This is a genomic window from Hydrogenophaga pseudoflava, assembly GCF_031020795.1.
GTDB lineage: Bacteria > Pseudomonadota > Gammaproteobacteria > Burkholderiales > Burkholderiaceae_C > Hydrogenophaga > Hydrogenophaga pseudoflava_A.
The window spans coordinates 51,397-76,096 of record NZ_JAVHJP010000004.1 but is presented as its reverse complement, the minus strand read 5'-3'; the positions used below and the strand labels follow the sequence as shown (position 1 = coordinate 76,096).

Here is a 24,700-nt window from a genome sequence, read left to right as displayed (position 1 = left end):
CACTTCGGACTCGCTCAACGGCGTTTCGTCGGCTTCCGGGGCTCGGACTCCGGCCCACATTCCGGGCCAGGATCGAAGCAGTCGTCCCGCTTCGCCCACGCGCGGAGATCCGCCTCGGCGTGGCCATACCGCATCCAGTCGGACAGCACAGTCTGCCGGCGTGCAGTGAGTTGATCCGGCGTGATCGGGTGCCGGCGCAGGTTGCGGATCAACCTCGCCCCACACCACAGGCATGCCGGGTCGTACATCCGGTGATCCGGCGATTCCTTCGCAGCGGTACAGCATTCGCATGTCATGCCTCCACCGGTTGACGCTGGGCGAAGCGCCCGGAAGGCTTCACAGGTGCCGGCCCGCGCGGCTCCGGCCGCTGCTTGCGCTCACCGATGCGGTGCAGCAGCTCCAGCAGCATGCGGTCGGCGTAGGGCTGTGCGTTCTCGAAGGCCTGGGGCTGGCAGAAGGTGTCGGCCTCTTCCCAGAACTTGGCCGCGAACCCGCGCCAGTCCTGGTTCGCCGCGTCCATCTTCCGCACGTCCTGCACTAGCATCAGCAGCCAGTCATGCCCGTGCAGGCCCTGGGTGATGTGCTGCCACCGGTCTGCCGGCGCGAAGGCGTGGGCAAAGCACAGCCAGCCGGTGCCCGCGTTGTTGATCGTGGCCCTGCACTTGCAGCCGTAGGCGCCGCAGCGCGTCGGGTCCTTGTCGGCCGCCGCTTCCTGCGGCTCGTCGCGGCGCTTGTACGCCGTGCGGCGGAATCCCTCGCTCATTTGGCGGCCCTCCGGTCGTTGTCGTAGTTGCCTTCCCAGACCTTGAGGAAGTTGGTCGGCAGGAACAGCCAGTCGAAGTTGCACGACTGCCACTTGCCGTTGCGGCCGGACAGGAAGTCGGAAGCGTTCACGCGCTGGAAGAAGGCCCGGAAGAGCTCGACGCCGTCCGCCTGGTCCTTGAACTTGGAATCGGCATCGACCTCGCGCCAGCGGGCCGTCAGGTGCTTGCGTCGGGTGTCGTTCAGCGACATGACGCGGGGCAGCGTCGGGCACTCAGCGTGAAACACCTCGACCAGCTCGACTGCTGGGCACGGGATGCGATGGGATTTCAGATCGACCACCTGGGCCGGCTTCGCGTCGGCATCGCCGGCAGGCGATCCGACAAGCGCCGAAGGCGCAACTGGTCCAAGGTCCAATTCCCTTCCTTGATCCTTTGGTCCTTGGTCCATATCCAACGGGGAGGATTCGCGAGGATTCGCGAGGATTCGCGAGCCTTCATCGATAGATGGCAATTTGGACGGCGTCGGCTTGTCAATCTTCTGATGTGACAACCACTTGGCGATTTCCACGTATGCAGCGCCGTCCACCATGTAGCGGGCGATGCAGCCCTCGCGCTCCAACTCTTCCAGCCAGCCACCGATCAGTCCGGGCGCGTCGTCGTCGTAGGGGAAAAGAAGGCTCGCGAGCATTCGCGAATTCCCGCGAAGCCTCCCCGAGTCGTCGGCAATCGTCCAGAGCATCACGAAGCAGAGCCGCGCATCTCGCGACACATTGCCCATGCTTTCCGACTGTGGAAACTCTGGCTTGATCGTGCGAATTCGCGCCATCAGGCGGCCTCCCTCATATATTCCGGCTCGTCCAGGTCGGTGCGCCGCAATCCGCTTCGGATACGACTGACATTCGATTGGGCGATGCCGTACCGCTGCGCAATGACGCTTTGCGTTTCGTTTGACTCACGGATCTCAATGACCTGCTCTGGCGTCAACTTCGTGTGTGGAAGCCTGAAGCCTTTCGCCTGACGACGCTTCGACACCTTGTCATCAGAGTTCGCGGCGGGGTCTCCAGTGAACAGGTGGTCAGGGTTGCAGCACAGGGGGTTGTCGCAGCGGTGAAGAACCTGCTCGTCCCGACTCAGCTTGCGGACGGCTGTCTCAAAAGAGGCTCGGTGCGCCAGCACAGAACGGCCGCTGACGCGAATTTGTCCGTACCCATTGCTGTTCAAACAGCCGGTCCAATTCCAGCACCCGTTCTCTTGAACGGCGATATGTGCGGCGATGCGCTCCGCCAGGGTCCCCGTCGCATAGACGCGTCCGGCGCGTGTTGTCACTGGCATTCTTCGACCTCCTCGAACTGAAACAACGTCGGCATGGAGAACTCGCGCTCGGCCGCCTGCAGGTAGTGCACCTGGTCCTTGAAGTACGCGGCGTTGAGCTCGGAGCCGGCGGCCAGGCGACCCTTCTTGATCGCGCGCACGCCCACCGTGCCCAGGCCGTGGAACGGGTCATAGACCACCTCGCCGGCCATGCTGTAGCGCTCGATCAGGCGGTCCACGATGTCGAACTGCAGCGGGCAGACGTGCTTCTCGACCGCGCGGTTGGCCTGCTCGCCGTTGAGCGTGCGCATGCGGTTGATGTCGTGCCAGACCTCCGGGTGGTGCGACCCGGGCGCCAGGCTCATGAAAGTGGACGGCAGCGCGTTGCGGGCCAGCAGCTGCTCGCCGATGCTCACGTGCTTGTCGTAGTCGTAGACGTTGCGCAGGCTGTCGTCGGTGAAGAACTTGGCCAGCTTCGCCGGGCCCATGGCCGCCATCTCGTCGGCGGTCAGCAGGCGGTTGCCGCTGGAGCGCCAGAAGGCGTGCGCATCGACCTGCCAGCGCGCCAGGCTGTACTCGGCCTTGTCCTTGCGGATCGGCGTGTCGGCGTAGCCGCGGGATCGATCGGTCTGGGGCTTGTGGAACAGCAGGATGTACTCGGGCGAGCCCACGCCCATCTTGGAGCCGTCCTTGCACATTTCCGTGTAGCCCAGGCGGTACGTCTGGTTGTTCTCGCGCACCACGTCGGTGATCACGGTCACCATGCCCATGTAGTCGAACCCGTGCTTGATGCCGTGGAACAGGGCTTCCGCGTGAAACGGGCTCACGGTCGGGATGCCGGCGCCGGTCACGTTGCCGAAGTTGATCCGGTCCTTGACGTGGCAGGCGTAGATCCGGCCGGGCTTGAGGATGCGCAGCAGTTGGGGCGTCAGGAAGTCCATCTGGGCCCAGAAGTGCGCGTTGTCCTCGGTGTGGCCGAAATCGTTGTAGCTGGGGCTGTACTCGTAGTGGTTCGCGAACGGGATGGACGTGACGATCAGGTCCACCGAGTTCTCGGGGCGGCCGGCGGCCTCGGCAACGCAGTCGTTGTGCGCCACGTCGAAGCGCTCGCCCTTGACCGCGGTGCGCGTGCAGCCGATGGTGCGCGCCAGCGTGTCCTGCATGGCCAGCTGCGACAGGCCATAGGTGCGGATGATCTCGGCCATCTTGGCCTGCATCTCGTTGTGCTGGTCCCACTTCTGCTTCAGGGTGGCCAGCACCTCGCGCTCGGCCTCGGTGTGCACGATGTCGATGCGCACGTCCTCGGTCTGACCGAAGCGCTGCACCCGGTGGATCGCCTGAATGAAGTCGTTGAACTTGAACCCGATGCCGGCGAACACCTCGCGGTGGCAGTGGCGCTGGAAGTTGCAGCCGCTGCCGGCGATGATCGGCTTCGTGGACAGGATCCGGTGCTTGCCGTCGCTGAAGTCCACGATGCGCTGCTCGCGCTCGTCCAGATCCTGCGTGCCCCACACACTCAGGGCCTCGGGGATCGCCTGCTGGATGGCGTGCCGCTCGTCCTCGAGGTCGTGCCAGACAATGAAGTGATCGTCCGGCGCCTCGGCTACCAGCTCGCGCACCTTCTCGACGCGCGCAGGCATGCTGTTGCGCTTCTCGGTCGCAGCAGCACTCAGGCCCAGGGCGACGTCGGGAATCAGCAGCCCCTGCCCGTTCTTCTCGTTGCCGGCGGCTTCGTAGTCGCTGGGCACCTCGTGGTACCGGACGTCCAGGGCCGGAAGCACGTAGCCATCATCCGAGTGGCCGAGGTCGCTCGGGCGCTGGATGAACACCGCCCAGCTGGCCACCCACAGCCAGAACTCCTGTTCCTTGTGCGGGTACAGCGTCAAGTTGCCAGCCTTCTCGCTGTCGCGCTGGAAGAAGCGCGTCAGGGCCTGGCCGGTGTCCATGACGCCCAGGTAGCCGGCGTAGTGGATCAGCTCTTTGAACCGGTTCGGGCTCGGGGTGGCCGTGGCCACGAACTTGAACTCGACGCCAGCGAAGGCCGGCAGGAACTCCTGATAGGTCTTGCTTCCGTAGCTGCGCAGCACGCTCGCCTCGTCAAGGCTGGTCGCCCGGAAGCGGCCCGGGGTGACCTTGCCCTCGCGCACGCTCTCGTAGTTCGTCATGTAGACGGTAGCCGGGTCATCGATCTCGGCGTCCGAGCGGATGAAGCGCAGCGACATGGAGCAGTCGCCACGGAAGCGCTCTTCCACCTCGCGCGTGAACTCCTGGCGCACGCCCAGCGGCGCGACCTGCAGCCGGAAGGCGTCCGGGTGGCGAATTCCGATCTGGCGCATCAGCTCGAGCTGCGTGGCCGTCTTGTGCAGGCCGAAGCTGGCGAAGATCGCCCGGTTGCCGCCCTTGGCCGCCCACTTCACGATGTCGCGCGTGTGGGGCTTCAGCGCCGGGTTGATCTGCTCCAGGGGGACGTCGAACCCGTCGAAGCTGGCCAGCTTGATCTTTTTGCGCAAGAAGGCTTCGTATTCGCCTAGAATTTCAGCAGTCATGGTCGGTTCCTTTCGTGTTGACCGTGGTTAGGAGGCCCGCTGTTCCACCAGCGGGCTTTCGTTTTTCTGGGGTTCCGGGCGCACCAGCAGGTACTCGTAGAGGCCGTGGCCGAGGTGCTTTTTGGCGATCTGGTGCCCGCCGAAGATCGGAGCCGTGATGCGCGACCAGCGGCGGCCAGTCGCGATGTCATGGATGCAGGTGCGGGAAACCCCGTACGCAGCGGCCAGTGAGTCCATCTGCGCGGAACCGGATGCAAGGCGCCGGGCAATAACGATCACGTCGCTGTCTTTGAGCTTCGCCATGCCGTTCTTTTCGCCCGGGTTCATGCGGCCTTTTTCAGCACCGTCTCGCATGTTTTCGAGGTGCGTCCCGACAAACAGGTGGCCCGGGCGCACGCACTTTGGGTTGTCGCACTTGTGGCAAATCTCAACCCCAGCCGGGATCGGGCCGTTCTCCAGCTCATAGGCGACCCGGTACGCCTTGAGAATCACGCCGCCGACATTGATGTGACCGTACCCGCGACGGCCGTCATGCGCCGCTGTCCATTCCCAGCATCCATCCCCTGGGTGTTTGTGAACCTTGCTCCACAGACGGTCAGCGAGCGAGATCTCTGCGCGATGCGGTGCGTCCATGTTGGCACCACGGCGCGCGCGGGACAGGTGCATCTGGCAGTAGCCGCCAGAGTGGTGTTTCCGCTCGCAACCAGGGTGCGAACAGGTCTTCATGGAGGCGCTCATGCTGCTTGCCCCTTGATCTGAGCGATGGTCTGCAGCAGGTCGGGCAGCATTGCTTCCAACTTAGCAACCACACGCTGATTCCGGGCTGCATCGCTGTCCATGTACTTGGCGGCCAGGTACTCGATCACAGCCGGGGCATCACCAGTGCTCACCAGCCAGGATTCGAGGTCGTCCAGGTTGAAGCGCTGCGTGTCGCCTTCGGCCGGGTTGAGTTTGCGGCTCAGCGTGCTGGGCGCCATGTCCATGTCGGCCGCCTGCGTCTTCATGGGCTTGGTGACCATGGCGGATGCGCGGTGCGCCACGAACGCGCGCAAGGTCTGGAAACGCTCCGGCAGCGCCGGCTCAAAGTTCAGCGTCAGCTGGCTCATCAAGCACTCCTTGGAAAGTGACCGCAACGGCTCTTGCCGTCTGTTGCCATCTCAGCGGCGGCCAAAAAAAACACAGTGGAGTCATGCGACACATCCACGACCTCGCCCTTGAACTGCTGTCCACGCTGCTGGCGCAAGCCGGTACAGTGGGCAGCTCCACCATCCACCTCGGAGACGCCGATGTATGCGGACCTGCCAGCGACACACCCGCTCAAGCCCCGGACGAAACAGGACCTGGAGCGGTTCTTCTCGGTCGTGATCTCGGAACTCACCGGCCACAAGGCCCAGGTGCACATGGACAACCTGGAGATGACCGGAGAGAGGCTGGACGTGCGCATGGGGATGACCGTTCGCTTCCGTGGGCCGGAAAAGCTCGACTGAGCCGGTCAGGCGGCTTTGAGGGTCTTGTGGCGCTTTGGCTCTGGCAGATCGGGCCAGATCAGCCAGTAGTCATCTGGTCGCAGCTCCTGGCGAGTGACTGCTCCGCCTGTTGCTCGCTCGATGGCCACGCAGCGCTCAATCGGGACGGGACGTTCGCCAGTCCGCCACTGCTGAACGGTTGGAGGGGCGACACCGAGAAGGCGCGCAAGGGATGCTTGCCCGCCCACCTTGTCGCATGCCGATTGGATAAGGCTCTTCTGTGTCATGGCGCGCATGATAAGGCCGCGCCTTACGTCCGTCAACAGGAATTGCCTAACGCACCCGACGAAAGGCAGCATTAGGCAATGCTTACTGGTGAAAAACTGGGTCAGGCCATTGCCGAGGCCATCAAACGCAAGGGCGTCAGCCAGCGCTCCGTCGCGGCGCACTTTGGCGTGAAGCCCCCGTCAGTTCAGGACTGGATCAAGCGGGGGACCATCGACAAGGCGAAGCTGCCGGAGCTGTGGTCCTTCTTCGCTGACGTGGTCGGCCCTGACCACTGGGGCATTTCTCAAAAGGACATGGCCAACATGGGCGGGGTCCACGAGAACGTGTCGGAAGGCCCCAACCAGAACGGCCCATACCCGCTGATCTCTGACGTGATCGCCGGCAATTGGGCCGAGCTCTGCGACAACTTCCACACGGGAGACGCCGAGGATTGGATTGCGTCCACGAAGAACCTCGGCCGCTGCGGCTACATGCTGCGCGTGTACGGGAAGTCCATGGAGAACCCGGGCGGCCGCTACTCATTCCCGGACGGGATGATCCTGCACGTCAACCCGGACCTGGAGCCCATGCCGGGTCAATTCGTGATCGTGCGGCGGGAGTCCACGAAGGAGGCGACCTTTAAGCGGTATGTGCTGATCGAGGGAAAGCCCTTCCTCGAAGCCATCAACCCAGACTGGCCGCGGGAACTGAAGTACCTGGCTCTGCAGCCTGGGGACGTGTGGTGTGGCGTGGTGGTCGATGCCTCCATCGGGTCGCTGCCGTAGCATTAGGCTTTCAACAGGGAGGGAATGAGGATGAAGCCGTGGGTAAAGTGGACGCTGATCGGCCTGGTTGGCATGGCTGCGCTCGGAAAGGTGGTTGAGGCGACCAGATCGCCCGAGGAAAAGGCCGAAATCGAGGCCAAGAGATCGGCCGAAGCAGCGCAGCGGGCCGCCGACAAACAAGCAGCCGAGGCGGCCAAGCAGAAGGAAGCCGAAGCCAAGGCCGCAGCTGAGCGTGAGTCGTTCAAGCAGTCTGTCGCCACGCTCCCGAAGTACTCCGCTCGTGAGATCGCTGCCGACTATGAGGCAAACACTGTTGCGGCGGATCAGAAGTACAAGGGCAAGTCCTTCAAGGTGACTGGAAAGATCACGGACATCAACACGGGTGTGACCGGCAATCCCTACATCGTCCTGGCCGGTGTGAACATGTTCCTGGGCCCGCAGCTGCACTTCAGCAAGGACTATCTGCAGGCGATCTCGACCGCCAAGAAGGGGATGACGATCACGGTGCTGTGCGAAGGCGGCGGGGACGTGGTGAAAACCCCCATGCTTCAGGACTGCCACTTCCTACCGCCTGACATGCGCAACTGACCATGCACCGCTTCTGGCGCCGTTACCTGCCTTGGATCTGGGTGTTCTGGGCCGTGGTTGGGGTGGTGTACGCAATCCTGAGTTTTTTAACAGTGTGACGAAAACCGTAAAAGGCGACGGATATCCGATAACCGGCGAACTTCCAGCCATTTACTGAGTCACAATTCGCCCAAGGTATAGCGACTGCTATACCTTCCAAATCCCTCACGTGATCGAGCGAACAATGCAAATCTTCGACCTGAAAGGCACACCCCGTCGCGCCTTTTCTCGCGGTTTGTCTCGCGGCCTCGGCGCGCCCGTCTTGATCTATTCGAGCTACGACCTGCCTGAGGAACTCGAACCCCAGTACATGCCCGTGTCCAACCCAGCGGCCAAGACGTCAGGCATCAAAGGTGATTGGCTGCGCGTTGGGCATTTGATCCGAGAAGCTTACAAGGCGCACGCACCAGCAAATGGCTAAACCGCCTCGCTTGCGGCCAGCTCAGAACGCAGCACCCCTCCCCCGCGTTATCTCGACAGCCATGAAGGCCCACTCTGGGCCTTTACCCGCTCCAGAAGATCTGGCGCGTTACGACGACCTTCTGCCAGGGACCGCAGAGCGCATCATTACGATGGCCGAGCGAGAGCAGAACCATCGCCTATCCATGGAGAGGGAGGCCATGGAGGCTGATCACAGGCATCGAAACGAGGTCATCGCAGCGCAGCAGAAGAATGCCAAGAGCGTCTTCCGAAGCGACATGGCAGGGCAGTTGCTGGGCGGAGCAATCGCCCTCGGTTGTGTGGCGGGAGCTATCGTCAGCGTGCTCTACAACGCCCATCCCACAGTCACGATTGCGTTCGTGAGCCTGCCAGTCGTTGGCATCATCAAGGCCGTTCGGAACTTCACTCCTTCCAAGAACGACAAGTAGCAGCCGGACACCGGCACTCCATACAAGCCCGCCGCGTGCGGGCTTTTTTGCGCCCACGAAATGACCGTTCGTCGGAAAGGCTGCGCCTCACATTGAAATAAGGCTTTGCCTGTTGACATAAATAAGGCCGAGCCTTACAGTCTCTCCATGCCGCAAACGAAGCGGCCAACCACAGGAGAGACGCAGATGGAAGCACTGATCGAACGCCGGGAAGCTGGCCCCGCCTGGATGGACAAGACGTCCGACCAGTACGCGCCGGACGTTGAAGCAGCAGAAGCCTCGGCCGCCCGCATTGGCCTGGCTATGGAGCTGGGCGCCGTGATCGCCAAGGGCGACGCGAACGGCCTGTGCAGCTTCGCCACCGTGACCGACTGGGATGCCGTGCGCCGCCAGCCGGTGGACCCCAAGACTGCGACCGCCCTGCCCCGCCGCGCGCAGACCCTGGCCGAGGTGCTGATGGAGTCGGTCGACGGCTACCCGGAAACCTCGACCCAGCTGATCCAGCTGCTGCTGAACGCCTGCGCTTCCAGTGACACGGACCTCGCCATGCAGGCCGGGGCCCTGCGCGACCAGCTCGCGGCCAAGTGGGTGGAGGTGCAACTGTGAGCGCCGATGTCAAGCAGCTGCGTGCCCAGGCTGTGGCCCGCAACCTCCTGAACCGCGTGGACACCACCGACCTTGGCCCGCGCGATGGCGTGAGCGTCGGCGGTTGCCGCACCGACCGCGAGACCACCACCAAGACCGAGTTTCAGAACGGCGTGACCGTGCTTGAAGTCGTCGTCTGGTTCGTTGCCGGTGGCCTTACGGCCCTGGTCATCACGCCCGACCTGGGCGGCCTGATCTGGAGCTTCCTCAAGTGATCGTCTACCGCCTCACCCGCTTCTACATGCGCAGCGGCACGCCGCTGATCCCCGCCATCCGCAAAGCCATCAAGACCGCCTCGCGCGGCTTCTGAAAACCGAAAGCGACCTATGAGCAACGAACGAGAAACAGAGATCGTGACCGCTGACAGCGGGACTGTCGCCATGCTCGCCCGCGGCGAGATCGACATGCAGATCGCCACGGCGCACAAGTACCCGCGCAGCATCGTCAACTTCCGAAACGAAGTGCTGCAGATGGTGACCCTGAACGAACAGATCGCAGGGGAATGCATCTACGCCCTGCCCCGTGACGGCAAGACCATCGAGGGCCCCAGCGCCCGCTTCGCCGAGGTCATCGCAAGTGCCTGGGGCAACAGCCGGGCCGGCGCTCGCGTGGTGTCGGACCAGGGCGAGTTTGTGACAGCCCAGGGCGTGTTCCACGACCTGCAGCGCAACGTCGCCATCACCTACGAGGTGCAGCGCCGGATCGTTGACAAGAACGGCCGCCGATTCAAGCCCGACATGATCGGCGTGACCGCGAATGCAGCGTGCTCCATCGCCTTGAGAAACGCCATCCTCAAGGGTGTCCCGAAGGCGTTCTGGTCCGAGATGTACGAGTCCGCCCGCCGCACGGTCATGGGCGACATCAAGACGCTGGCGAACCGCCGCGCGGAAGCCCTCGCCGTTTTCCAGCGCTACGGCGTGCAGCCTGGCCGTGTCTTCGCAAAGCTGGGCGTCGCTGGCGAACAGGACATCACCTTGGAGCACCTGGTCGTGCTCCGCGGGATCGTCACCGCGATCAAGGACGGCGACACCACTGCAGAGCAGGCCTTCTCCGACGAGGCCACAAGCCAGCCGCCCAGCAGGCCGACGCCACCGACATGGACTGACGCCGACTTTGCACCCCAGGCCGAGCGCTGGGCGAAGGCTGTCGCCGCGGGCTCCAAGACCGCCGACGAGATCCTGACGCTGGCCCGCAGCAAGGGCGCACTGACGCCCGAGCAGGAAGCACAGATCAAGGCCTTCAAGAAGGCGCCGGCCGCCGACGTGACCGACGTACAGCCCAAGGGCGATGCGCCCGCGCCGCAGCCTGCCACCGCTGGCGCCGACGACGGCGATCTGCCTTGGAACGACTGAACCCTACCCACTGGAGCACACGAAATGGCAAAGACCTACCCCACCCCCGCTGGCTTTTCTGACAAGCAGTACTCCCCCATCGCAATGACGCCGGTTCAGTCCAACCAAGTTGCCGCCGTCGGCTACGACGCTGCCACCAAGACGCTGGCCGTCACCTTTACTCGCGGCCCCGGCCACATCTACCACTACCCGAACGTGGAAGAGAAGACGCACCAGGAGTTCATGGCTGCTGAGTCGAAGGGCACGTTCTTCGGCAAGCACATCAAGGCTCTGCCGTTCGAGAAGTTCCATGCACAGAACAAGGCCGCCGAAGCCTGACCACCCCACGGAGAACACCATGAACATGACCTTCCACGACTTCGCCCAGGGCTCGCCCGAGTGGCACCAGCACCGCGCAACCCACTTCAACGCCAGCGACGCGCCGGCCATGATGGGCTGCAGCCCGTACCAGACCCGCACCGAACTGCTGGCCAGGATGAAGACCGGCATCAGCGCCGAGGTGGACGCAGCCACGCAGCGCCGCTTCGATGACGGCCACCGCTTCGAGGCACTGGCCCGGCCGCGTGCTGAGAGGATCATCGGCGATGACCTGTACCCGGTGACCGGCTCGCGCGGCGAGCTGTCGGCCAGCTTCGACGGCCTGACGCTGGACGGATCCACCGCCTTCGAGCACAAGTCGCTGAACGACGATCTGCGCCGGGCCATACCGGAAGGCGACCTCGGTATTGGCGACTCCGAAGTCGGCGGCGCGCTGCCCCTGCAGTACCGCGTGCAGATGGAACAGCAAATGCTGGTGTCCGGTGCCGCGCGCGTGCTGTTCATGGCGTCGAAGTGGGACAGCGACAGCGTGACGCTGATCGAAGAGCGCCACTGCTGGTACGAGTCGGACGCCGAACTTCGCGCCAAGATCGTGGCCGGCTGGGAGCAGTTCGCCAAGGACCTGGCCGAGTTCAAGCCATTCGCAGCCGAAGCGCCGAAGCCCACCGGCAAGGCCCCTGAATCCCTGCCAGCGCTGCGCATCGAGGTGACCGGAGCTGTCACCGCGTCCAACCTGTCCGAGTTCAAGGCCCAGGCGCTGGCGGTGTTCCAAGGCATCAACCGCGACCTGCAGACCGACGACGACTTTGCCAACGCCGAGGCGACGGTGAAGTGGGCCAAGGGCATCGAGGACCGGCTGTCCGCCGCGAAGGAATCCGCGCTGGCGCAGACCGAGAGCATCGACACCCTGTTCCGCACCATCGACGACATCAGCGCCGAAGCGCGCCGCGTACGGCTCGACCTGGACAAGCTGGTGAAGGCCCGCAAGGAAGCGATCAAGTCCGAGATCGTGGCCGGTGGCGTGGCCGCCCTGGCGAAGCACATCCGCGAGCTGAACGCGGCCATGCCCAAGGACTTCATGCCCATGGTGCCCGCTGACTTCGGTGGCGCCATCAAGGGTCTGCGCACGGTCGATTCGATCCGCAACGCGGTCGACACCGAGCTGGCCCGGACCAAGATCGCCGCCAGCGAGATCGCCAACCGCATCCACGCGAACATCGGCCGGCTGGACGCCGCGAACGCCCCGATGCTGTTCGCCTACGACATGCAGGCCCTGGTGCTGAAGCAGCCCGACGATCTGGCCGCGGTCATCGCCCAGCGCCTGGCCGCCGAGCAGCAGCGCAAGGAAGCCGAGCGCGAGCGCATCCTGGCGGAAGAGAAGGCCCGGGAAGCCCGCGAGCAGGCCAATGAAGCAGTGCGCGCAGCGCAGTCCGCGGCGGCATCAGCACCAGCCCCGGAGCAAGCAAAGACGCGGCTTCCGGTCGAATCCGCACCGGTTTCAGCACCAGCAGCAGCACCCATCAGCACCGACAGCGGCGCCCGCCTGACGCTGGGCCAGATCAACGACCGACTGGCGCCCATCAGCATCACCGTCGGTGGCCTGTCCACCCTGGGCTTCGAGCCGGTGGCGGTGGTCAAGGCCGCCCGCATGTACCGCGAGTGCGACTTCGGCGCCATCTGCCGCGCCATCAGCGAGCACGTCCTGGCCGCTGCTGAACAGATCGCGGAGGCCGCATGAGCAAGACCAGAGCCTGCGATGAAAACCTATTCCTCAACGATGTGGCCGGTCACCAAATGATCGTCATGCGAGAGGATGGTGTGAATCGCCACATCCGATTCCGTCGCCCGTCCGGAAGCTCGTACTGGTTCGACCTGATCACGTGGGACGGAACACTGTGCATCGACGGTGACATGGGCACTTTCGTGTTCCGTCGCTTGCACGACATGTTCGAGTTCTTCCGGACTGACCGGGAATACCTTGAGAGCAAGGGCGCCAAGCTCGCCATCAATCCCGGCTACTGGAGCGAGAAGCTGCGCGCCCCGAACAGCCGGCATGCCGAACAGTACAGCGCAGACTCGTTTCGCCAGCACGTCAAAGAAGCGTTTGACGACTGGGTGAAGACCAGCCAGCCAGACGAAGAGGACAGCACCGAATCCGAGCGCGACCAGTTCCACGACGACAAGAACACGCTTTGGTCTGCCTTGGAGGACGAGGTGTTGAGCGTCGCCGACGACGGAGATATTCGCTCCTACGACGCTGCACGCGAGTTCAAGTGCGACCGGGTTCCTGGCTTCCACATGCATGACTGCTGGGAATGGAACTGCCGGGAATACACCTTCCACTTCCTGTGGTGCTGCTACGCCATCGCTTGGGGCATCAAGACCTACGACAACGCCAAGGCCACCGGCCAGAAAGGCGGTGCGTGATGCCCACCCACTACGACGAGACGCTGCTGGAGCGCTACCAGCGCGAGGCCCAGGTGGACGAGCGCATCGCGGCGCGCTTCAAAAGCGTGTCCTGCTCGCAGTGCGGTCAGAGCTTCGGCCCGGGTGACTGCGGGTTTTCGCACTGCGCTGACCACGAGGTCCAGCACCTCCCCGCAGACGACACGGAAGGGGGCGCGGCATGCTGAGTTCCCAGTACCTGCTCGGCATTGCCGACGAGCTGGTGGTCGATCTGTTCGCAGGCGGTGGCGGTGCCAGCACCGGCATCGAGCTGGCCATCGGCCGCCACGTCGACATCGCCATCAACCACGACCCCGAGGCCGTGAGCCTGCACGAGGCGAATCACCCGCAGACCCGGCATTTCGTGTCCGACGTGTTCGAGGTGGACCCGCACGCGGTCTGCGGCGACCAGCCCGTGGGCCTGCTCTGGGCCAGCCCGGACTGCAAGCATTTCAGCAAGGCCAAGGGCGGCAAGCCCGTGTCCAAGAAGATCCGCAGCCTGGCCTGGGTGGTGGTGAAGTGGGCCGCCGCGGTGCGCCCGCGCGTCATCTGCCTTGAGAACGTCGAAGAGTTCCAAACCTGGGGACCGCTGGGCCCGGACAACCGGCCGTGCCCACAGCGCAAGGGCCAGACCTTCCAGCGCTGGAAACGCCAGCTTGAGCGCATGGGCTACGTGGTGGAGCACCGCGAGCTGCGCGCCTGCGACTACGGCGCCCCGACGATCCGAAAGCGCCTGTTTCTGGTGGCCCGCTGCGACGGCCAGCCCATCGTCTGGCCCGAGGCCACGCACGGCGCGCCCGACAGCCTGCCGGTGCGCCAGAAGAAGCTCAAGCCCTGGCGCACGGCCGCCGAGTGCATCGACTGGAGCGTGCCAGCGCCCAGCATCTTCGAGCGCGAGCGCCCGCTGGCCGATGCTACGTGCCGGCGCATTGCAAAGGGGATCATGCGGTACGTGGTGGACGCGGCCGAGCCGTTCATCGTGCACGGCGCCGCGCCGTTCCTGACTGAGCACGCGAACGCCAGCACGCAGCGCACGTTCCCCGCCGACGAGCCGCTGCGCACCCAGGTGGCCCAGGTCAAGGGCGGCCACTTCGCCCTGGTCGCGCCCACCCTTGTGCAGACCGGCTACGGAGAACGCGAAGGCCAGGCGCCCCGCGCGCTGGACCTGGGCAAGCCGCTGGGCACCGTGGTGGCCGGGCAGAAACACGCCCTGGTGCAGGCCTTCCTGGCGAAGCACTACACGGGCGTCGTCGGCAGCGACCTGAACGACCCCATGGCCACCGTCACCAGCGTGGACCACCACAGCTTGGTGGCGGCGCACCTGGTGCACATGGGCCACGGCGAACAGTGCAGCAAGGGCAAGAAGCGCTGGAGCGACGGCACGCGGGACGTGGCCGCGCCGCTGAACACGGTCACCGCCAGCAGCGTGCCGGCCGGCGTCATCACCAGCCACCTGTGCAAGCTGCGCGGCGACAACGTGGGCAGCGGCACCGACGAACCCCTGCACACCATCAGCGCGCAGGGCACCCACCACGCCGATGTGCGCGCCTTCCTCGTGAAGTACTACGGCACCGACCAGGACCCGCAGTTGGCCGAGCCGCTGCACACGGTCACCACGAAGGACCGCTTCGGGATCGTCACCGTCAAGGGCGAGCCCTACGCCATCGTTGACATAGGCCTGCGCATGCTCACCCCGCGCGAGCTGTACCGCGCCCAGGGCTTCCCGGAGTCCTACGCCATCGACAAGGGCGCCGACGGCCGCCCGCTCACAAAAACCGCCCAGGTGCGAATGTGCGGCAACAGCGTGTGCCCGCCACTGGCCCGCGCGCTGGTAGCAGCGAACTACACCGAGGCGCAAGCCATGAGGGCAGCAGCATGAGCTTCAAAGTCCCCGAGAAATACCGCGTCACCACCGGCCAGTTCCGCACGACGCAAGAGCAGCACGGCAACAACGGCGCGTTCTTCATCCCGACGCGGCCTGGGCGCGATCCGTTGCGTGTCATCGCCAGCGACATGGGCGGATGGGAACACGTCTCCGTGAGCCTGCCGGACCAGTGCCCGAGCTGGGAACTGATGTGCAAGGTGAAGTCCTTGTTCTGGGACGACGAGGACTGTGTGATGCAGCTTCACCAGCCGCGTTCTCAGTGGGTGAACAACCACAGCTTTTGTCTGCACCTCTGGCGGCCAACAGACGGCCGGGTCATCCCGACACCGCCCCAGCTCATGGTCGGCATCCCAGAGATTGGGACGCTGGTCTGACTTCCCCCGGCCCAGCCACCAACCAGCCGAACACCAGACCCTGGGCCGCTTTTTCTACCCCAACCGACACACATCATGAACATCACCATCGACTTTGAAGGCGCACTGCAGCGCGCCCTGCAGCCCGAAACCATCAACCCGATCCTGGACAAGCACATCGGAAAGGCCATCGGCGACGCCATCGAGGAAGCCACGGGCTGGAAGTCCGAGTTCCGCAAGGCCGTGACCGAGCAGTTGAAGGCGGCGATCCCGCACGGCTTGCGGGAAGACGAGGCCATGAAGTTCGCCCACATCCTGAACGCTGCCATCCAGAAGCTGGTCGGCGATGTGAACAACGCCAGCGTCAGTGCAGCCATCAACCGCGCCACCAGCAGCCTGCTGCCCAACATCCCGGAGCGCATGAAGCTGTCCGAGTTCGCCGCAACGCTGCGCGACGGGCTGCACAAGGAGCGTCACGAGCCGTTCTATGCCTATATGGAAGCCACGGATTACGGAACGACCTACATCTACTTCGACCAGGAGGAGCGGCCGAACAGCAGCTCACGCCACACAGACCGCGAGGGAATGAAGTACCGGGCGGACTATCGCTTGGCGGTGGACAAGGATGGCCGCGTCTACTCGCTGCGCTTCGAGGGCACCAACGTGACGCCAGCATCCCTGCCGAACGTGGTGGGTGGGTTCGACGCCACCATCATGGCCTTCTACGTCGGCCGCACGACGCTGGAAATCGACATGGACGACGACGACCTCGAAAGCCTGTCTGCCGAGCAATACGACTGATCGGAGCCGCCATGTTCAAGAACCTCACGATCTACCGCATCGGCGCCGGCTGGACGCCTGAACTGACCGCAATGGAAGAGGCGCTGGACGCCGCCAAGTTCGTCCCCTGCAGCCCGTCGCAAGACAAGTCGGTCGGCTGGGTGCCGCCGCGCGGCGAAGAGCACGGCGCCCTGGTTGAGTCCGTGGCAGGCCAACTGATCCTCAAGCTGATGATCGAGACGAAGAGCGTGCCCAGCGCATCGGTCAAGGCCAAGGCCCAGGAAGCCGCTGACCACATCGAGGCCACCACCGGCCGCAAGCCAGGCAAGAAGGAAACGAAGGAGCTGCGCGAGGATGCGCTGGCCGCCCTGCTGCCCCAGGCTTTCCCCCGCCAGGCCGCGGTGCTGGTCTGGATCGACCGCACTGCCGGCCTGCTGATGACCGACGCCAGCAGCCAGGGCAAGAATGACGAGGTGATCACAGCGCTGGTCCGGGCCTTCGACGGGCTGTCACTCACGCTGCTGCAGACCGCCAGGACTCCGCAAGGTGCGATGGCCGCCTGGCTGGCCAGCACCGAGCCGGAAACCGACTGGCCCGAAGGCTTCAACGTCGAGCGCGCCTGCGAGCTGCGCAGCGCCGACGAAGAGAAGTCGGTGGTCAAGTTCAACCGCCACCACCTGCTGACCGACGAGGTGCGCAAGCACATCGCCGAGGGCAAGTTGCCGCTCTGGGCCGCCATGAGCTGGGAAGGCCGCATCGGCTTCGTGCTCACCGAGTCGATGCAGCTCAAGAAGCTGGCCTTCCTCGAAGGCGTGTTCAATGACCGTCCCAGCGACGAAGAGAGTGGATTCGACACCGACGTGGTGCTGGCCACCGGGGAACTGTCCAAGCTGATCCCGGCGCTGGTGTCGGCGCTGGGTGGGGAGATCCAGCCGGGAGCAACACTGCCGCCAGCAGAGGCTTCCGGCGTGACCACCTACACCGATGGCCAGCCCGACCCGCTGCTGGAGCAGGCCCGCTCCATTGTGGTCGCAGAAGGCAGGGCAAGCATCAGCTACCTCCAGCGCAAGCTGCAGATTGGCTACAACCGCGCCGCCCGACTGCTGGAAGACCTGGAAGCGCTGGGCGTGGTGTCGCACATGACGGCTGCAGGCCTGCGCGACGTGCTGGTGAAGGGTGGTGCCTGATGACCATCAACGCATACCCGCTGACCTGGCCGCAGCAGTTCCCGCGCGCAAAGTACCGAGAGGCCGGCCGGTTCAAGACCAGCATCACCGCCGCATTGAAGAACGTGCAGGACAGCCTGCGCCTGTTCGCCAGCGACAGCGGCAAGAAGCTGGAGAACCTGGTGATCAGCAGCAACGTCACACTGGGCGCGCAGAAGCCGGCTGACCCCGGCGTTGCGGTGTGGTTCACCTGGGACGGCCTGGGCATCTGCATCGCGGTCGACCGCTACACCAGCGTCGAGAGCAACCTGCAGGCGATCCACCACATCATCGAAGCGCGCCGCGTGGAGTTGCGGCACGGCACCCTGGCGCTGGTGCGCGCCACGTTCACCGGGTTCAAGGCCCTGCCGGCGCCGCCCGGCAAGCAGTGGTTCGAGATCCTGGGCGTGACGCCGCAGGCCAGCCGGGACGAGATCAACGCCGCGTACCGCAAGCTGGCCAGCGAGAACCACCCGGATAAGGGCGGCAGCGCCGAAGCGATGGCCGCGGTGAACAAGGCGCGTGACGAAGGTCTGAGGGCCGCGGCATGAACCGGTTAGACCACGCCAGCCCAAGGCGCGAGCGCCCGCCTCACTTTCTCCCTCGTTTCTGCCGGCGTCTCTCGGTCAGCGAGCAGTTCGCGCAGCCTGGCACGGCCTTGCTTGGTCACGGCTATGCGCCGGAATCGCGGGAGAGGGTCGGCATATCTGCCCTTGTCGATGAACTGCACTTCCTGGTTCCTTTCAGTGTCCGCTGCGCGCTCCGAACGGCGGCAGCAGGCGCATCGTCACAGGAAGCAGTGAAAAGGTACTGCGGTGGATTTTCGCGTTCGAGGGAGGCCGCATGCTGACCCGCTCCACGTTCAGAAAGCCTAAGCTGGAGCGGGTGCCCACGGTGCACACGCCAGTCCCTGCGCACCTTCGCCGGTCTGCCAGCTTCGCGCGGGCGGATGGTGGGAGCGAGGCGGTAGAGAAGGAAAGCCCGATCCAGCACGCCGGGTACATGAACGTGGTTCGGTCCCTGCCGTGTGAGCGATGCGGCCACCCGCCGCGCAGCCAGTTCTGCCACTCCGACGAGGGCAAGGGGACAGGCATCAAGTCGGATTGCCGCCTGGGCTGGCCCGGGTGCGCTCAGTGCCACCACGACATCGGGACTGCGCGCATCTACCCCAAAGAGCAACGCCGCCAGATCGAGGCCGAATACGCCCGGCGGACGCGGCACAAAGTCGAGAGCATGGGCCTCTGGCCCAAGAACCTACCGAGGTGGAGCGAATGAGCGATCCGACCATCAAACGCAGCAGCGTGACCATCAACTACACCAGCAGCGACGGCTACAAGATGGAAGTGAACTACAGCAACCGCGGCCGCATGGGGTTACAGCCGCCACCGGAAAGCCCGTTGCTTGACGCCATCGAAGAACTGTCGCGCCTGTGTGAGCTGTTCGGCCACGGTGAGCAGGCTCTTGCACGCATGCAGCAGGCCCGGCAGCGCGTCAAGGACTGGAGGGAAAGCAGATGCAAGTCTGCATGAGCCACCCGACTGAGAAACCGCGCTTCCGCAAGGCTGCGGACTGGGCGCTCAACCTGTTGATGAGGACCGAATGAAGCTGATTTCCAAGGCGATCTGCTGGTGGTTCGGGTGCAGTCCGATCTACGAAGCCGAGCACCACGGCAGCGGGACGATGCCCTGCGAGCGGTGCGGAGCTCCTGACACGACCTACTCCGACCGCGTGGGCGACACACGGCACCTTCGGATGGTCGAGCGCCTTCGGTGGGTCAAGTGGAAGCTGCTGGAAAGCTGGCGCCCGAAGCCGTGCCCGGCCTGCGGCAAGCGCGGCGAGTGCGCCGACGACTGCGACGGAGTTCCGTTTTGAGCAAGGCGCACGGCTGTCACAACCGCCCACCCTTCCGCGAGTGGCACATGGCCCTGGACGGCTACACCGCCAGCCGTCCGGACGCAGACACGCGCACGCCTCGGATGGTCAAGGTCCCGCACGTCATGACCACCGACTGCCAGTACACGAAGCACAACCCCAACGACCCGCAGTGCGCGGGATGTGAGCACAGGAAATGAGCGCAAGACCAAGGAAGAAGGACTTCATCGGGCCGCCCGAAAAGCTGTCGGGACCCTACCTGTTGGAAGCCATCAAGGCCAGGAGCAAAGAGTGTGGCGCCTGCTGGGAGTGGCACGGCCCATTCACGAGCGGCGGGGTGCCCATGATGCGCCATCGAGGCGAGCGCCGGCCTGTGCGTGCGCTGATCCTCGAATGGAAGGGCAAGCCTGCCCGCACCAATCGCGTCGCCAGCACAAGCTGCGAGAACACAGCATGCGTGAACCCTGAGCACACCAAAGAGCTGCCGAAGGCCAAGATGCTGGAGCGGTCGCGCAAGAACACCAACCAGGCAGCGCGGGCCGCCAAGATCTCGGCCACCCAGATCCGCAAGCTCGGGAAGATCAGCGACGACGCCTACATGCGAATCATGGGCAGCACGGAGTCTGGGGTGTCCATCGGCAAGGACCTCGGCGTCGACCAGTCCCTGGTGTCGGCCTACCGCAACGGCAAGCGCGGTCGATTCCGCATGGCCAACCCCTTCGCAGGCCTCCTGCGATGACCGAAGGAACGCGATGACAACCCAACTCAGCGACTCAGAGATCGAAGCCATCACGGGCTATCGCACCCCGTCGCGCCAGCTGCAGACGTTGCACGAACGCGGGTTCACTCGGGCCTATCGAAACCGGCAGGGCAAAGTAGTGCTGGAGCGCCCGCACTACGATGCCGTGTGCCGGGGTGAATTCGGAGCACAGGCGCCGGCCAAGCCCGCAGTGAACGTCGCCTTCTTGAGGAAAGCAGCATGATCCGACGCCGCGACAAACCGGACGGCCTTCCCTTCCGGGTCTACGAGCGCAATGGCGCCCGCGTCTACTCCATCGGCTACAAACTGCCGAATGGGAAGTGGGCGTTCCGGTACTCGTGCCCGGCCGACGACGCGGCCCAGATCGCCGAGCACCGCCGCCGCGCCATCACCGAGGCGGCCCAGATCGGCGCTGGCGTGTCCGCGACCGGAGCCACCGAGGATCTGATCGACGCGTGGTTCAAGGCCCAGGATGCCATGCCGGCCGGGGACCCTAACCGGCGCGCTGATTCCACGCTGACCGAGAACCGGCGCGAGGCCGCGAACTTGAAGAAGGCGTTCGGCCACATGGCCCCGGGCGACATCACCAAGACGGACGGCTACGCCTACCTTGATGCCTGCGTGCAGGCCAAGCGCGCGGCGAAGGGCAACAAGGAAATCTCACTGCTGCAGGTCATCCTGGAGTTCGGGGTGCGCAATGGGGTGATCACCGCCAACCCGCTGGCCGGCATCCGCAAGAACAAGACCGTGTCGTCAAAGCACTACGTCACGGACGCGGATCTCGCTCTGGCTCTGGAGGTCGGCCGCGCCAAGGGTGGCACCCGGCACCTGGTGGCCTTGGCGCTGCGCACGGCCTACCTGTGCGTGCGCCGGTCGGTCGAGGTGCGCGGTATCACCCGGGATGCGGTCACAGAAGCCGGCGTGGTCTGGCAGGACGGCAAGAACAAGGACAAGCCCCCGGTGCTGATCGAGTGGACGCCAGAGCTGCGCGCCACCATCACCGAGGCCCTGCAGATCAAGCGGCACCACGTCGCCGGCACGATCTACCTGTTCGGCAATATGAAGGGCCAGCGGTACACGAAGGGCGGCTGGAAAGCTGTGCTGGACGACCTGATGCAGGACTGCGAGAAGGTGGCCGCCGAGCGCCGGGTGAAGTTCCAGAGGTTCAGCCTGCAGGACTGCCGGCCCAAGGGTGCGACCGACAAGCTGACGGCCGGGCACGCCGACGCCAAGGACGCGCTCGGCCACACGAGCGACCGGATGCTGGGCCAGCACTACGACCGGAGACAGTTCAAGAAAGCGACACCGGCTCGGTGAGCCTGATTCCAAAAACGAGAAATCAGATTCCAAAAACCACAACGGGCTACAAGCCGAAGCGTGTAACCCGTTGATCTGACTACAGATTTTGGCGGAGTGGACGGGGCTCGAACCCGCGACCCCCGGCGTGACAGGCCGGTATTCTAACCAACTGAACTACCACTCCGCAGTGGTGCAGCTTTCGTCTGCTGCTGTCGCAACAGACCAAGTGCCACAAACTTGGCGACCCTACGGGGATTCGAACCCCGGTACTCACCGTGAAAGGGTGATGTCCTAGGCCTCTAGACGATAGGGTCAAAACCTAAGAACCGAACTGTGCATTATAGCAAAACCACGCTGCCCAATTCTTCAATTTTTGGTGGAGGTAAGCGGGATCGAACCGCTGACCTCTTGCATGCCATGCAAGCGCTCTCCCAGCTGAGCTATACCCCCACGAAATCCATTTCTGGGATGCCGACTTTTGCTTTGTTGCGAACAACTCAGTGCGAATCAGCAAGACTCAAATTATAGACCATTTTTCAGGCCTTCTGCAACCTCGCCAAAATTGTTTGGCGATTTTGCAGTTCCAGCACCGCATCCAGCGATGGTGTCTGAGCGGTGCCCATCACCAGCACGCGCACCGGCATCGCCAGTTGCGGCATTTTCAGACCGTGGGCGGTGATGGTTTCCTTGATCGCGGCCGAAAGGCTGGCCTTGTCCCAGGTGCAGTCGGCCAGCTTGGCCGCCAGCGTCTGCAATGCGGGGCGAATGGCGTCGGTGATGTGCTGCGTGCGCTCGGCCTCCGAAGGCGTCACATCGGTGTAGAACGCCGCGGCCCAGCCGGCCAGCGCCACCGTGGTGTCGCAGCGGTCCTTGAACAGGCCGCAGATGCGAGGCAAGCGCTCGTCGGCCGTGATGCCGAGCTTGGTGAGCTGCTCAGTCACCAGGACCGAGAGCTCGGCGTCGTCCATGGCCTTGAGATGTTGCGCATTCACCCAGCGAAGCTTGGCCTCGTCGAAGCGACCAGCACTGCTGCCCAGGTGGTCCAGGTTGAACCACCCCAGGAATTGCTCGCGGCTGAAGATCTCGTCGTCACCGTGGCTCCAGCCCAGGCGCGCCAGGTAGTTCACCATTGCGTCGGGCAGATAGCCTTCATCGCGGTACTGAGTCACCGGCTTGGCACCGTTGCGCTTGCTCATCTTCTCGCCCTGCTCGTTGAGCACGGTGGGCAGGTGGGCGTAGACCGGCGGCTCCTTGCCCAGGGCGCGGAAGATGTTGATCTGGCGTGGCGTGTTATTGACGTGGTCGTCGCCGCGGATCACATGCGTGATGGCCATGTCGATGTCGTCGACCACCACACAGAAGTTGTACGTCGGCGTGCCGTCAGGACGTGCGATCACCAGGTCGTCGAGTTCTTCGTTGCTGAACTCGACACGGCCCTTGACCTTGTCTTCCCAGACCACAGACCCGCCCTGCGGGTTCTTGAAGCGAAGCACGGGCTTCACGCCTTCAGGGATCGCGGGCAAGGTCTTGCCCGGTTCCGGGCGCCAGGTGCCGTCGTAACGGGGCTTCTCCTTGTTGGCCATCTGGCGTTCCCGCAGCGCGTCGAGTTCCTCGACACTCATGTAGCAGGGGTAGACCAAGCCCTGGGACAGCATCTCGGCCAGCACCGCCTTGTAGCGGTCCATGCGTTGCATCTGATAGAACGGGCCCTCGTCGTGGTCCAGGCCCAGCCACTGCATGCCCTCGATGATCACGTCCACCGCCGCCTGGGTCGATCGCTCCAGGTCGGTGTCTTCGATGCGCAGGATGAAGGTGCCGCCGGTGGCGCGGGCGAAAGCCCAGGGGTAGAGCGCGGAGCGGATGTTGCCCAGGTGGATGAAGCCGGTGGGCGACGGCGCGAATCGGGTGCGGACGGTCATGGAAAAAAAGAAGAGTCAGAAACTGGACAAGCCGCGGTCCAGGTCGGCGCGGATGTCGTCCAGATGTTCAAGGCCAACGGCCACGCGGATCAGGCCCTGACCGATGCCGGCGGCCTGGCGCTGCGCTTCGGATAGCTTGCCATGCGAGGTGCTGGCCGGATGGGTGCACAGGGTCTTGGTGTCGCCAAGATTCGTACAGAGTGACAGCACCTGCAGCGCATCGAGCACATGGAAGGCGCGCTGGCGCGCCTGCTCAGGGCCGGTGGCTTTCACATCGAATGACAGCACCGCACCACCGATGCCGTTCATCTGGCGCATGGCCAGTTCGTGCTGAGGGTGGCTGGCCAGACCCGGGTAGTACACACGACCCACGGCGGGGTGAGCCTCCAGCCAGTGCGCCAGCGCCAGCGTCTGCGCACTCTGCGCCTTCATGCGCAGGTCCAGCGTTTCCAGCCCCTTGAGCACCACCCACGCGTTGAACGGCGAGAGCACCATGCCGGAGTTCTTCTGCACCGGCAGGAATTTCTCACGCACCATGGCTTCGCGAGCGCACAGAGCGCCGGCCATCACACGGCCCTGACCATCGAGGTACTTGGTGCCCGAGTGCATGACGATGTCGGCCCCCAGCGCAATGGGACGCTGCAGCGCCGGCGTGGCGAAGCAGTTGTCCACGGCCAGCAGCGCGCCGGCGTTGTGGGCCAGATCGGCCAGCGCCTGGATGTCGCACACCTCGCCCAGCGGGTTGGTGGGCGTTTCGGCAAAGAGCAGCCGGGTGGTCGGCCGCATGGCCGCACGCCAGGCTGCCAGATCGGTCTGTGGCACCACCGAGGTCTCGACGCCGAAGCGGGCGAACTCTGAGCCGACCAGCTTGAGCGTGGAGCCGAACATGGACTGCGAGATGATGACGTGGTCACCCGCCCTGAGCAGGCTGAAGCACATCAGCATGACGGCGGCCATGCCGGACGCAGTGGCCATGCAGGCCTCAGCGCCTTCCATGGCGGCCAGACGCAACTCGAAACTGGTGACTGTCGGGTTGCCGGAGCGGCCATAGGTGTAGCCATCGTCCTCGCCGGCAAAACGGCGCGCGGAGTCTTCGGCGGAAGGCTGCACATACCCGCTGGTCAGGTACAGGGCTTCGGAGTTTTCGCCGTACTGGCTGCGCTCGGTGGCCAGCCGCACCGCCAGGGTTTCGCGGTGCAGGGCGTCGCCGGGTTTCAGGTTCGATGACATGA

General features: G+C 64.5%; 33 protein-coding genes and 3 tRNA genes. 24 read left to right on the top strand and 12 right to left on the bottom strand.

The window, feature by feature from the left end:
• Positions 1-292 precede the first annotated feature (292 nt).
• From RCO38_RS13805 to RCO38_RS13780, 6 genes are read right to left on the bottom strand one after another with little or no spacing between them, the layout of a single operon-like run.
• Positions 293-763 carry a hypothetical protein gene (locus tag RCO38_RS13805; protein ID WP_308328908.1) on the bottom strand — a complete coding sequence of 157 codons (471 nt, stop codon included), beginning with the start codon at positions 761-763 and terminating at the stop codon, positions 293-295.
• Positions 760-1,590: a hypothetical protein gene (locus RCO38_RS13800; protein WP_308328907.1), complete on the bottom strand. Its 831-nt coding sequence runs from the start codon at positions 1,588-1,590 to the stop codon at positions 760-762. Before RCO38_RS13800 ends, RCO38_RS13805 begins: the two co-directional genes overlap by 4 nt.
• Positions 1,590-2,096 (bottom strand): HNH endonuclease, encoded by a 507-nt coding sequence (locus tag RCO38_RS13795; RefSeq protein WP_308328906.1) that lies wholly within the window; start codon positions 2,094-2,096, stop codon positions 1,590-1,592. The genes RCO38_RS13800 and RCO38_RS13795 overlap by 1 nt, the downstream gene beginning before the upstream one ends.
• On the bottom strand, positions 2,087-4,621 hold the full coding sequence (locus tag RCO38_RS13790) for a DNA methyltransferase (RefSeq protein ID WP_308328905.1): 2,535 nt from the start codon (positions 4,619-4,621) through the stop codon (positions 2,087-2,089). The genes RCO38_RS13795 and RCO38_RS13790 overlap by 10 nt, the downstream gene beginning before the upstream one ends.
• A gap of 27 nt (positions 4,622-4,648) precedes the next feature.
• On the bottom strand, positions 4,649-5,359 hold the full coding sequence (locus RCO38_RS13785) for an HNH endonuclease signature motif containing protein (RefSeq protein WP_308328904.1): 711 nt from the start codon (positions 5,357-5,359) through the stop codon (positions 4,649-4,651).
• Positions 5,356-5,727, bottom strand: a complete 372-nt coding sequence (locus tag RCO38_RS13780; protein WP_308328903.1) for a hypothetical protein — start codon at positions 5,725-5,727, stop codon at positions 5,356-5,358. Before RCO38_RS13780 ends, RCO38_RS13785 begins: the two co-directional genes overlap by 4 nt.
• A 180-nt stretch (positions 5,728-5,907) precedes the next feature.
• Between RCO38_RS13780 and RCO38_RS13775 the strand changes: the two genes are divergently transcribed.
• Entirely contained in the window at positions 5,908-6,108 is a 201-nt protein-coding gene (locus RCO38_RS13775; RefSeq protein ID WP_308328902.1) for a hypothetical protein, read from the top strand.
• A 5-nt stretch (positions 6,109-6,113) separates the two neighbouring features.
• On the opposite strand, the gene RCO38_RS13770 is transcribed toward RCO38_RS13775, so the two are convergent.
• A complete protein-coding gene (locus RCO38_RS13770; RefSeq protein WP_308328901.1) occupies positions 6,114-6,374 on the bottom strand; it encodes a transcriptional regulator in 261 nt (86 codons plus the stop codon).
• 78 nt (positions 6,375-6,452) lie between these two features.
• On the opposite strand from RCO38_RS13770, the gene RCO38_RS13765 reads away from it, so the two are divergent.
• The 23 genes from RCO38_RS13765 (at position 6,453) to RCO38_RS13655 (ending at position 21,567) form a co-directional block, all read left to right on the top strand.
• A complete protein-coding gene (locus RCO38_RS13765) occupies positions 6,453-7,139 on the top strand; it encodes a LexA family protein (protein ID WP_308328900.1) in 687 nt (228 codons plus the stop codon).
• A gap of 30 nt (positions 7,140-7,169) precedes the next feature.
• Positions 7,170-7,727 carry an OB-fold protein gene (locus RCO38_RS13760; protein ID WP_308328898.1) on the top strand — a complete coding sequence of 186 codons (558 nt, stop codon included), beginning with the start codon at positions 7,170-7,172 and terminating at the stop codon, positions 7,725-7,727.
• A 223-nt stretch (positions 7,728-7,950) separates the two neighbouring features.
• Positions 7,951-8,187: a hypothetical protein gene (locus RCO38_RS13755; protein ID WP_308328897.1), complete on the top strand. Its 237-nt coding sequence runs from the start codon at positions 7,951-7,953 to the stop codon at positions 8,185-8,187.
• A gap of 61 nt (positions 8,188-8,248) precedes the next feature.
• On the top strand, positions 8,249-8,635 hold the full coding sequence (locus RCO38_RS13750; RefSeq protein WP_308328896.1) for a DUF2335 domain-containing protein: 387 nt from the start codon (positions 8,249-8,251) through the stop codon (positions 8,633-8,635).
• A 186-nt stretch (positions 8,636-8,821) separates the two neighbouring features.
• Positions 8,822-9,241 (top strand): hypothetical protein, encoded by a 420-nt coding sequence (locus RCO38_RS13745; RefSeq protein WP_308328895.1) that lies wholly within the window; start codon positions 8,822-8,824, stop codon positions 9,239-9,241.
• On the top strand, positions 9,238-9,495 hold the full coding sequence (locus tag RCO38_RS13740; RefSeq protein WP_308328894.1) for a hypothetical protein: 258 nt from the start codon (positions 9,238-9,240) through the stop codon (positions 9,493-9,495). Before RCO38_RS13745 ends, RCO38_RS13740 begins: the two co-directional genes overlap by 4 nt.
• Before the next feature lie 111 nt (positions 9,496-9,606).
• A complete protein-coding gene (locus RCO38_RS13735; RefSeq protein ID WP_308328893.1) occupies positions 9,607-10,632 on the top strand; it encodes a hypothetical protein in 1,026 nt (341 codons plus the stop codon).
• 24 nt (positions 10,633-10,656) lie between these two features.
• Complete coding sequence (locus RCO38_RS13730; protein WP_308328892.1) at positions 10,657-10,950, top strand: KTSC domain-containing protein; 294 nt, start codon at positions 10,657-10,659, stop codon at positions 10,948-10,950.
• A 19-nt stretch (positions 10,951-10,969) separates the two neighbouring features.
• Positions 10,970-12,688 carry a YqaJ viral recombinase family protein gene (locus RCO38_RS13725; RefSeq protein WP_308328891.1) on the top strand — a complete coding sequence of 573 codons (1,719 nt, stop codon included), beginning with the start codon at positions 10,970-10,972 and terminating at the stop codon, positions 12,686-12,688.
• Complete coding sequence (locus RCO38_RS13720) at positions 12,685-13,377, top strand: hypothetical protein (protein ID WP_308328890.1); 693 nt, start codon at positions 12,685-12,687, stop codon at positions 13,375-13,377. The genes RCO38_RS13725 and RCO38_RS13720 overlap by 4 nt, the downstream gene beginning before the upstream one ends.
• On the top strand, positions 13,377-13,583 hold the full coding sequence (locus RCO38_RS13715) for a hypothetical protein (protein ID WP_308328889.1): 207 nt from the start codon (positions 13,377-13,379) through the stop codon (positions 13,581-13,583). The genes RCO38_RS13720 and RCO38_RS13715 overlap by 1 nt, the downstream gene beginning before the upstream one ends.
• Positions 13,577-15,274 carry a DNA cytosine methyltransferase gene (locus RCO38_RS13710; protein WP_308328888.1) on the top strand — a complete coding sequence of 566 codons (1,698 nt, stop codon included), beginning with the start codon at positions 13,577-13,579 and terminating at the stop codon, positions 15,272-15,274. Before RCO38_RS13715 ends, RCO38_RS13710 begins: the two co-directional genes overlap by 7 nt.
• Complete coding sequence (locus RCO38_RS13705) at positions 15,271-15,654, top strand: DUF7694 domain-containing protein (RefSeq protein WP_308328887.1); 384 nt, start codon at positions 15,271-15,273, stop codon at positions 15,652-15,654. Before RCO38_RS13710 ends, RCO38_RS13705 begins: the two co-directional genes overlap by 4 nt.
• Before the next feature lie 75 nt (positions 15,655-15,729).
• Positions 15,730-16,434: a hypothetical protein gene (locus RCO38_RS13700; RefSeq protein ID WP_308328886.1), complete on the top strand. Its 705-nt coding sequence runs from the start codon at positions 15,730-15,732 to the stop codon at positions 16,432-16,434.
• Positions 16,435-16,445: 11 nt separating this feature from the next.
• Positions 16,446-17,600 carry a recombination-associated protein RdgC gene (gene rdgC / locus RCO38_RS13695; RefSeq protein ID WP_308328885.1) on the top strand — a complete coding sequence of 385 codons (1,155 nt, stop codon included), beginning with the start codon at positions 16,446-16,448 and terminating at the stop codon, positions 17,598-17,600.
• A complete protein-coding gene (locus RCO38_RS13690) occupies positions 17,600-18,169 on the top strand; it encodes a J domain-containing protein (RefSeq protein ID WP_308328884.1) in 570 nt (189 codons plus the stop codon). Before rdgC ends, RCO38_RS13690 begins: the two co-directional genes overlap by 1 nt.
• Before the next feature lie 451 nt (positions 18,170-18,620).
• A complete protein-coding gene (locus RCO38_RS13685; protein WP_308328883.1) occupies positions 18,621-18,893 on the top strand; it encodes a hypothetical protein in 273 nt (90 codons plus the stop codon).
• Positions 18,890-19,147 (top strand): hypothetical protein, encoded by a 258-nt coding sequence (locus RCO38_RS13680; protein ID WP_308328882.1) that lies wholly within the window; start codon positions 18,890-18,892, stop codon positions 19,145-19,147. The genes RCO38_RS13685 and RCO38_RS13680 overlap by 4 nt, the downstream gene beginning before the upstream one ends.
• 70 nt (positions 19,148-19,217) lie before the next feature.
• Entirely contained in the window at positions 19,218-19,490 is a 273-nt protein-coding gene (locus RCO38_RS13675) for a hypothetical protein (protein ID WP_308328881.1), read from the top strand.
• Positions 19,487-19,690, top strand: a complete 204-nt coding sequence (locus RCO38_RS13670; protein ID WP_308328880.1) for a hypothetical protein — start codon at positions 19,487-19,489, stop codon at positions 19,688-19,690. The genes RCO38_RS13675 and RCO38_RS13670 overlap by 4 nt, the downstream gene beginning before the upstream one ends.
• 257 nt (positions 19,691-19,947) lie before the next feature.
• Positions 19,948-20,229, top strand: a complete 282-nt coding sequence (locus RCO38_RS13665) for a hypothetical protein (protein ID WP_308328878.1) — start codon at positions 19,948-19,950, stop codon at positions 20,227-20,229.
• Positions 20,230-20,242: 13 nt separating this feature from the next.
• A complete protein-coding gene (locus RCO38_RS13660; RefSeq protein WP_308328877.1) occupies positions 20,243-20,473 on the top strand; it encodes a DUF4224 domain-containing protein in 231 nt (76 codons plus the stop codon).
• The gene (locus RCO38_RS13655; protein WP_308328876.1) at positions 20,470-21,567 is read left to right on the top strand and encodes a hypothetical protein; all 1,098 of its coding nucleotides are present in this window, start codon (positions 20,470-20,472) and stop codon (positions 21,565-21,567) included. Before RCO38_RS13660 ends, RCO38_RS13655 begins: the two co-directional genes overlap by 4 nt.
• Positions 21,568-21,656: 89 nt before the next feature.
• Here the strand turns inward: RCO38_RS13655 and RCO38_RS13650 are convergent.
• The 5 genes from RCO38_RS13650 to RCO38_RS13630 all read right to left on the bottom strand — a co-directional run bounded on the left by RCO38_RS13650 (position 21,657) and on the right by RCO38_RS13630 (position 24,698).
• Positions 21,657-21,733, bottom strand: a tRNA-Asp gene (locus RCO38_RS13650).
• A gap of 54 nt (positions 21,734-21,787) precedes the next feature.
• Positions 21,788-21,863 (bottom strand) — tRNA-Glu (locus RCO38_RS13645).
• Between the two features lie 60 nt (positions 21,864-21,923).
• Positions 21,924-21,999: transfer RNA gene (locus tag RCO38_RS13640), tRNA-Ala, on the bottom strand.
• A gap of 86 nt (positions 22,000-22,085) precedes the next feature.
• Positions 22,086-23,468, bottom strand: a complete 1,383-nt coding sequence (gene gltX, locus RCO38_RS13635) for a glutamate--tRNA ligase (RefSeq protein WP_308328875.1) — start codon at positions 23,466-23,468, stop codon at positions 22,086-22,088.
• A 15-nt stretch (positions 23,469-23,483) separates the two neighbouring features.
• Positions 23,484-24,698, bottom strand: coding sequence for an O-succinylhomoserine sulfhydrylase (locus tag RCO38_RS13630; RefSeq protein ID WP_308328874.1), 1,215 nt, complete (start codon positions 24,696-24,698; stop codon positions 23,484-23,486).
• Positions 24,699-24,700: the final 2 nt, after the last annotated feature.

Bases quoted from the DNA above. Each gene is read 5' to 3' on its own strand.
- RCO38_RS13660 (WP_308328877.1), top strand. From the start codon at position 20,243: ATGACAACCCAACTCAGCGACTCAGAGATCGAAGCCATCACGGGCTAT.
- RCO38_RS13655 (WP_308328876.1), top strand. From the start codon at position 20,470: ATGATCCGACGCCGCGACAAACCGGACGGCCTTCCCTTCCGGGTCTAC.
- RCO38_RS13785 (WP_308328904.1), bottom strand. From the start codon at position 5,359: ATGAGCGCCTCCATGAAGACCTGTTCGCACCCTGGTTGCGAGCGGAAA.
- RCO38_RS13630 (WP_308328874.1), bottom strand. From the start codon at position 24,698: ATGTCATCGAACCTGAAACCCGGCGACGCCCTGCACCGCGAAACCCTG.
- RCO38_RS13755 (WP_308328897.1), top strand. From the start codon at position 7,951: ATGCAAATCTTCGACCTGAAAGGCACACCCCGTCGCGCCTTTTCTCGC.
- RCO38_RS13735 (WP_308328893.1), top strand. From the start codon at position 9,607: ATGAGCAACGAACGAGAAACAGAGATCGTGACCGCTGACAGCGGGACT.
- RCO38_RS13685 (WP_308328883.1), top strand. From the start codon at position 18,621: ATGAACGTGGTTCGGTCCCTGCCGTGTGAGCGATGCGGCCACCCGCCG.
- RCO38_RS13770 (WP_308328901.1), bottom strand. From the start codon at position 6,374: ATGACACAGAAGAGCCTTATCCAATCGGCATGCGACAAGGTGGGCGGG.
- RCO38_RS13780 (WP_308328903.1), bottom strand. From the start codon at position 5,727: ATGAGCCAGCTGACGCTGAACTTTGAGCCGGCGCTGCCGGAGCGTTTC.
- RCO38_RS13720 (WP_308328890.1), top strand. From the start codon at position 12,685: ATGAGCAAGACCAGAGCCTGCGATGAAAACCTATTCCTCAACGATGTG.
- RCO38_RS13795 (WP_308328906.1), bottom strand. From the start codon at position 2,096: ATGCCAGTGACAACACGCGCCGGACGCGTCTATGCGACGGGGACCCTG.
- RCO38_RS13790 (WP_308328905.1), bottom strand. From the start codon at position 4,621: ATGACTGCTGAAATTCTAGGCGAATACGAAGCCTTCTTGCGCAAAAAG.
- RCO38_RS13760 (WP_308328898.1), top strand. From the start codon at position 7,170: ATGAAGCCGTGGGTAAAGTGGACGCTGATCGGCCTGGTTGGCATGGCT.
- RCO38_RS13680 (WP_308328882.1), top strand. From the start codon at position 18,890: ATGAGCGATCCGACCATCAAACGCAGCAGCGTGACCATCAACTACACC.
- RCO38_RS13750 (WP_308328896.1), top strand. From the start codon at position 8,249: ATGAAGGCCCACTCTGGGCCTTTACCCGCTCCAGAAGATCTGGCGCGT.
- RCO38_RS13730 (WP_308328892.1), top strand. From the start codon at position 10,657: ATGGCAAAGACCTACCCCACCCCCGCTGGCTTTTCTGACAAGCAGTAC.
- RCO38_RS13765 (WP_308328900.1), top strand. From the start codon at position 6,453: ATGCTTACTGGTGAAAAACTGGGTCAGGCCATTGCCGAGGCCATCAAA.
- RCO38_RS13715 (WP_308328889.1), top strand. From the start codon at position 13,377: ATGCCCACCCACTACGACGAGACGCTGCTGGAGCGCTACCAGCGCGAG.
- RCO38_RS13705 (WP_308328887.1), top strand. From the start codon at position 15,271: ATGAGCTTCAAAGTCCCCGAGAAATACCGCGTCACCACCGGCCAGTTC.
- RCO38_RS13800 (WP_308328907.1), bottom strand. From the start codon at position 1,590: ATGGCGCGAATTCGCACGATCAAGCCAGAGTTTCCACAGTCGGAAAGC.
- RCO38_RS13690 (WP_308328884.1), top strand. From the start codon at position 17,600: ATGACCATCAACGCATACCCGCTGACCTGGCCGCAGCAGTTCCCGCGC.
- RCO38_RS13700 (WP_308328886.1), top strand. From the start codon at position 15,730: ATGAACATCACCATCGACTTTGAAGGCGCACTGCAGCGCGCCCTGCAG.
- gltX (WP_308328875.1), bottom strand. From the start codon at position 23,468: ATGACCGTCCGCACCCGATTCGCGCCGTCGCCCACCGGCTTCATCCAC.
- RCO38_RS13805 (WP_308328908.1), bottom strand. From the start codon at position 763: ATGAGCGAGGGATTCCGCCGCACGGCGTACAAGCGCCGCGACGAGCCG.
- rdgC (WP_308328885.1), top strand. From the start codon at position 16,446: ATGTTCAAGAACCTCACGATCTACCGCATCGGCGCCGGCTGGACGCCT.
- RCO38_RS13745 (WP_308328895.1), top strand. From the start codon at position 8,822: ATGGAAGCACTGATCGAACGCCGGGAAGCTGGCCCCGCCTGGATGGAC.
- RCO38_RS13675 (WP_308328881.1), top strand. From the start codon at position 19,218: ATGAAGCTGATTTCCAAGGCGATCTGCTGGTGGTTCGGGTGCAGTCCG.
- RCO38_RS13725 (WP_308328891.1), top strand. From the start codon at position 10,970: ATGAACATGACCTTCCACGACTTCGCCCAGGGCTCGCCCGAGTGGCAC.
- RCO38_RS13710 (WP_308328888.1), top strand. From the start codon at position 13,577: ATGCTGAGTTCCCAGTACCTGCTCGGCATTGCCGACGAGCTGGTGGTC.
- RCO38_RS13775 (WP_308328902.1), top strand. From the start codon at position 5,908: ATGTATGCGGACCTGCCAGCGACACACCCGCTCAAGCCCCGGACGAAA.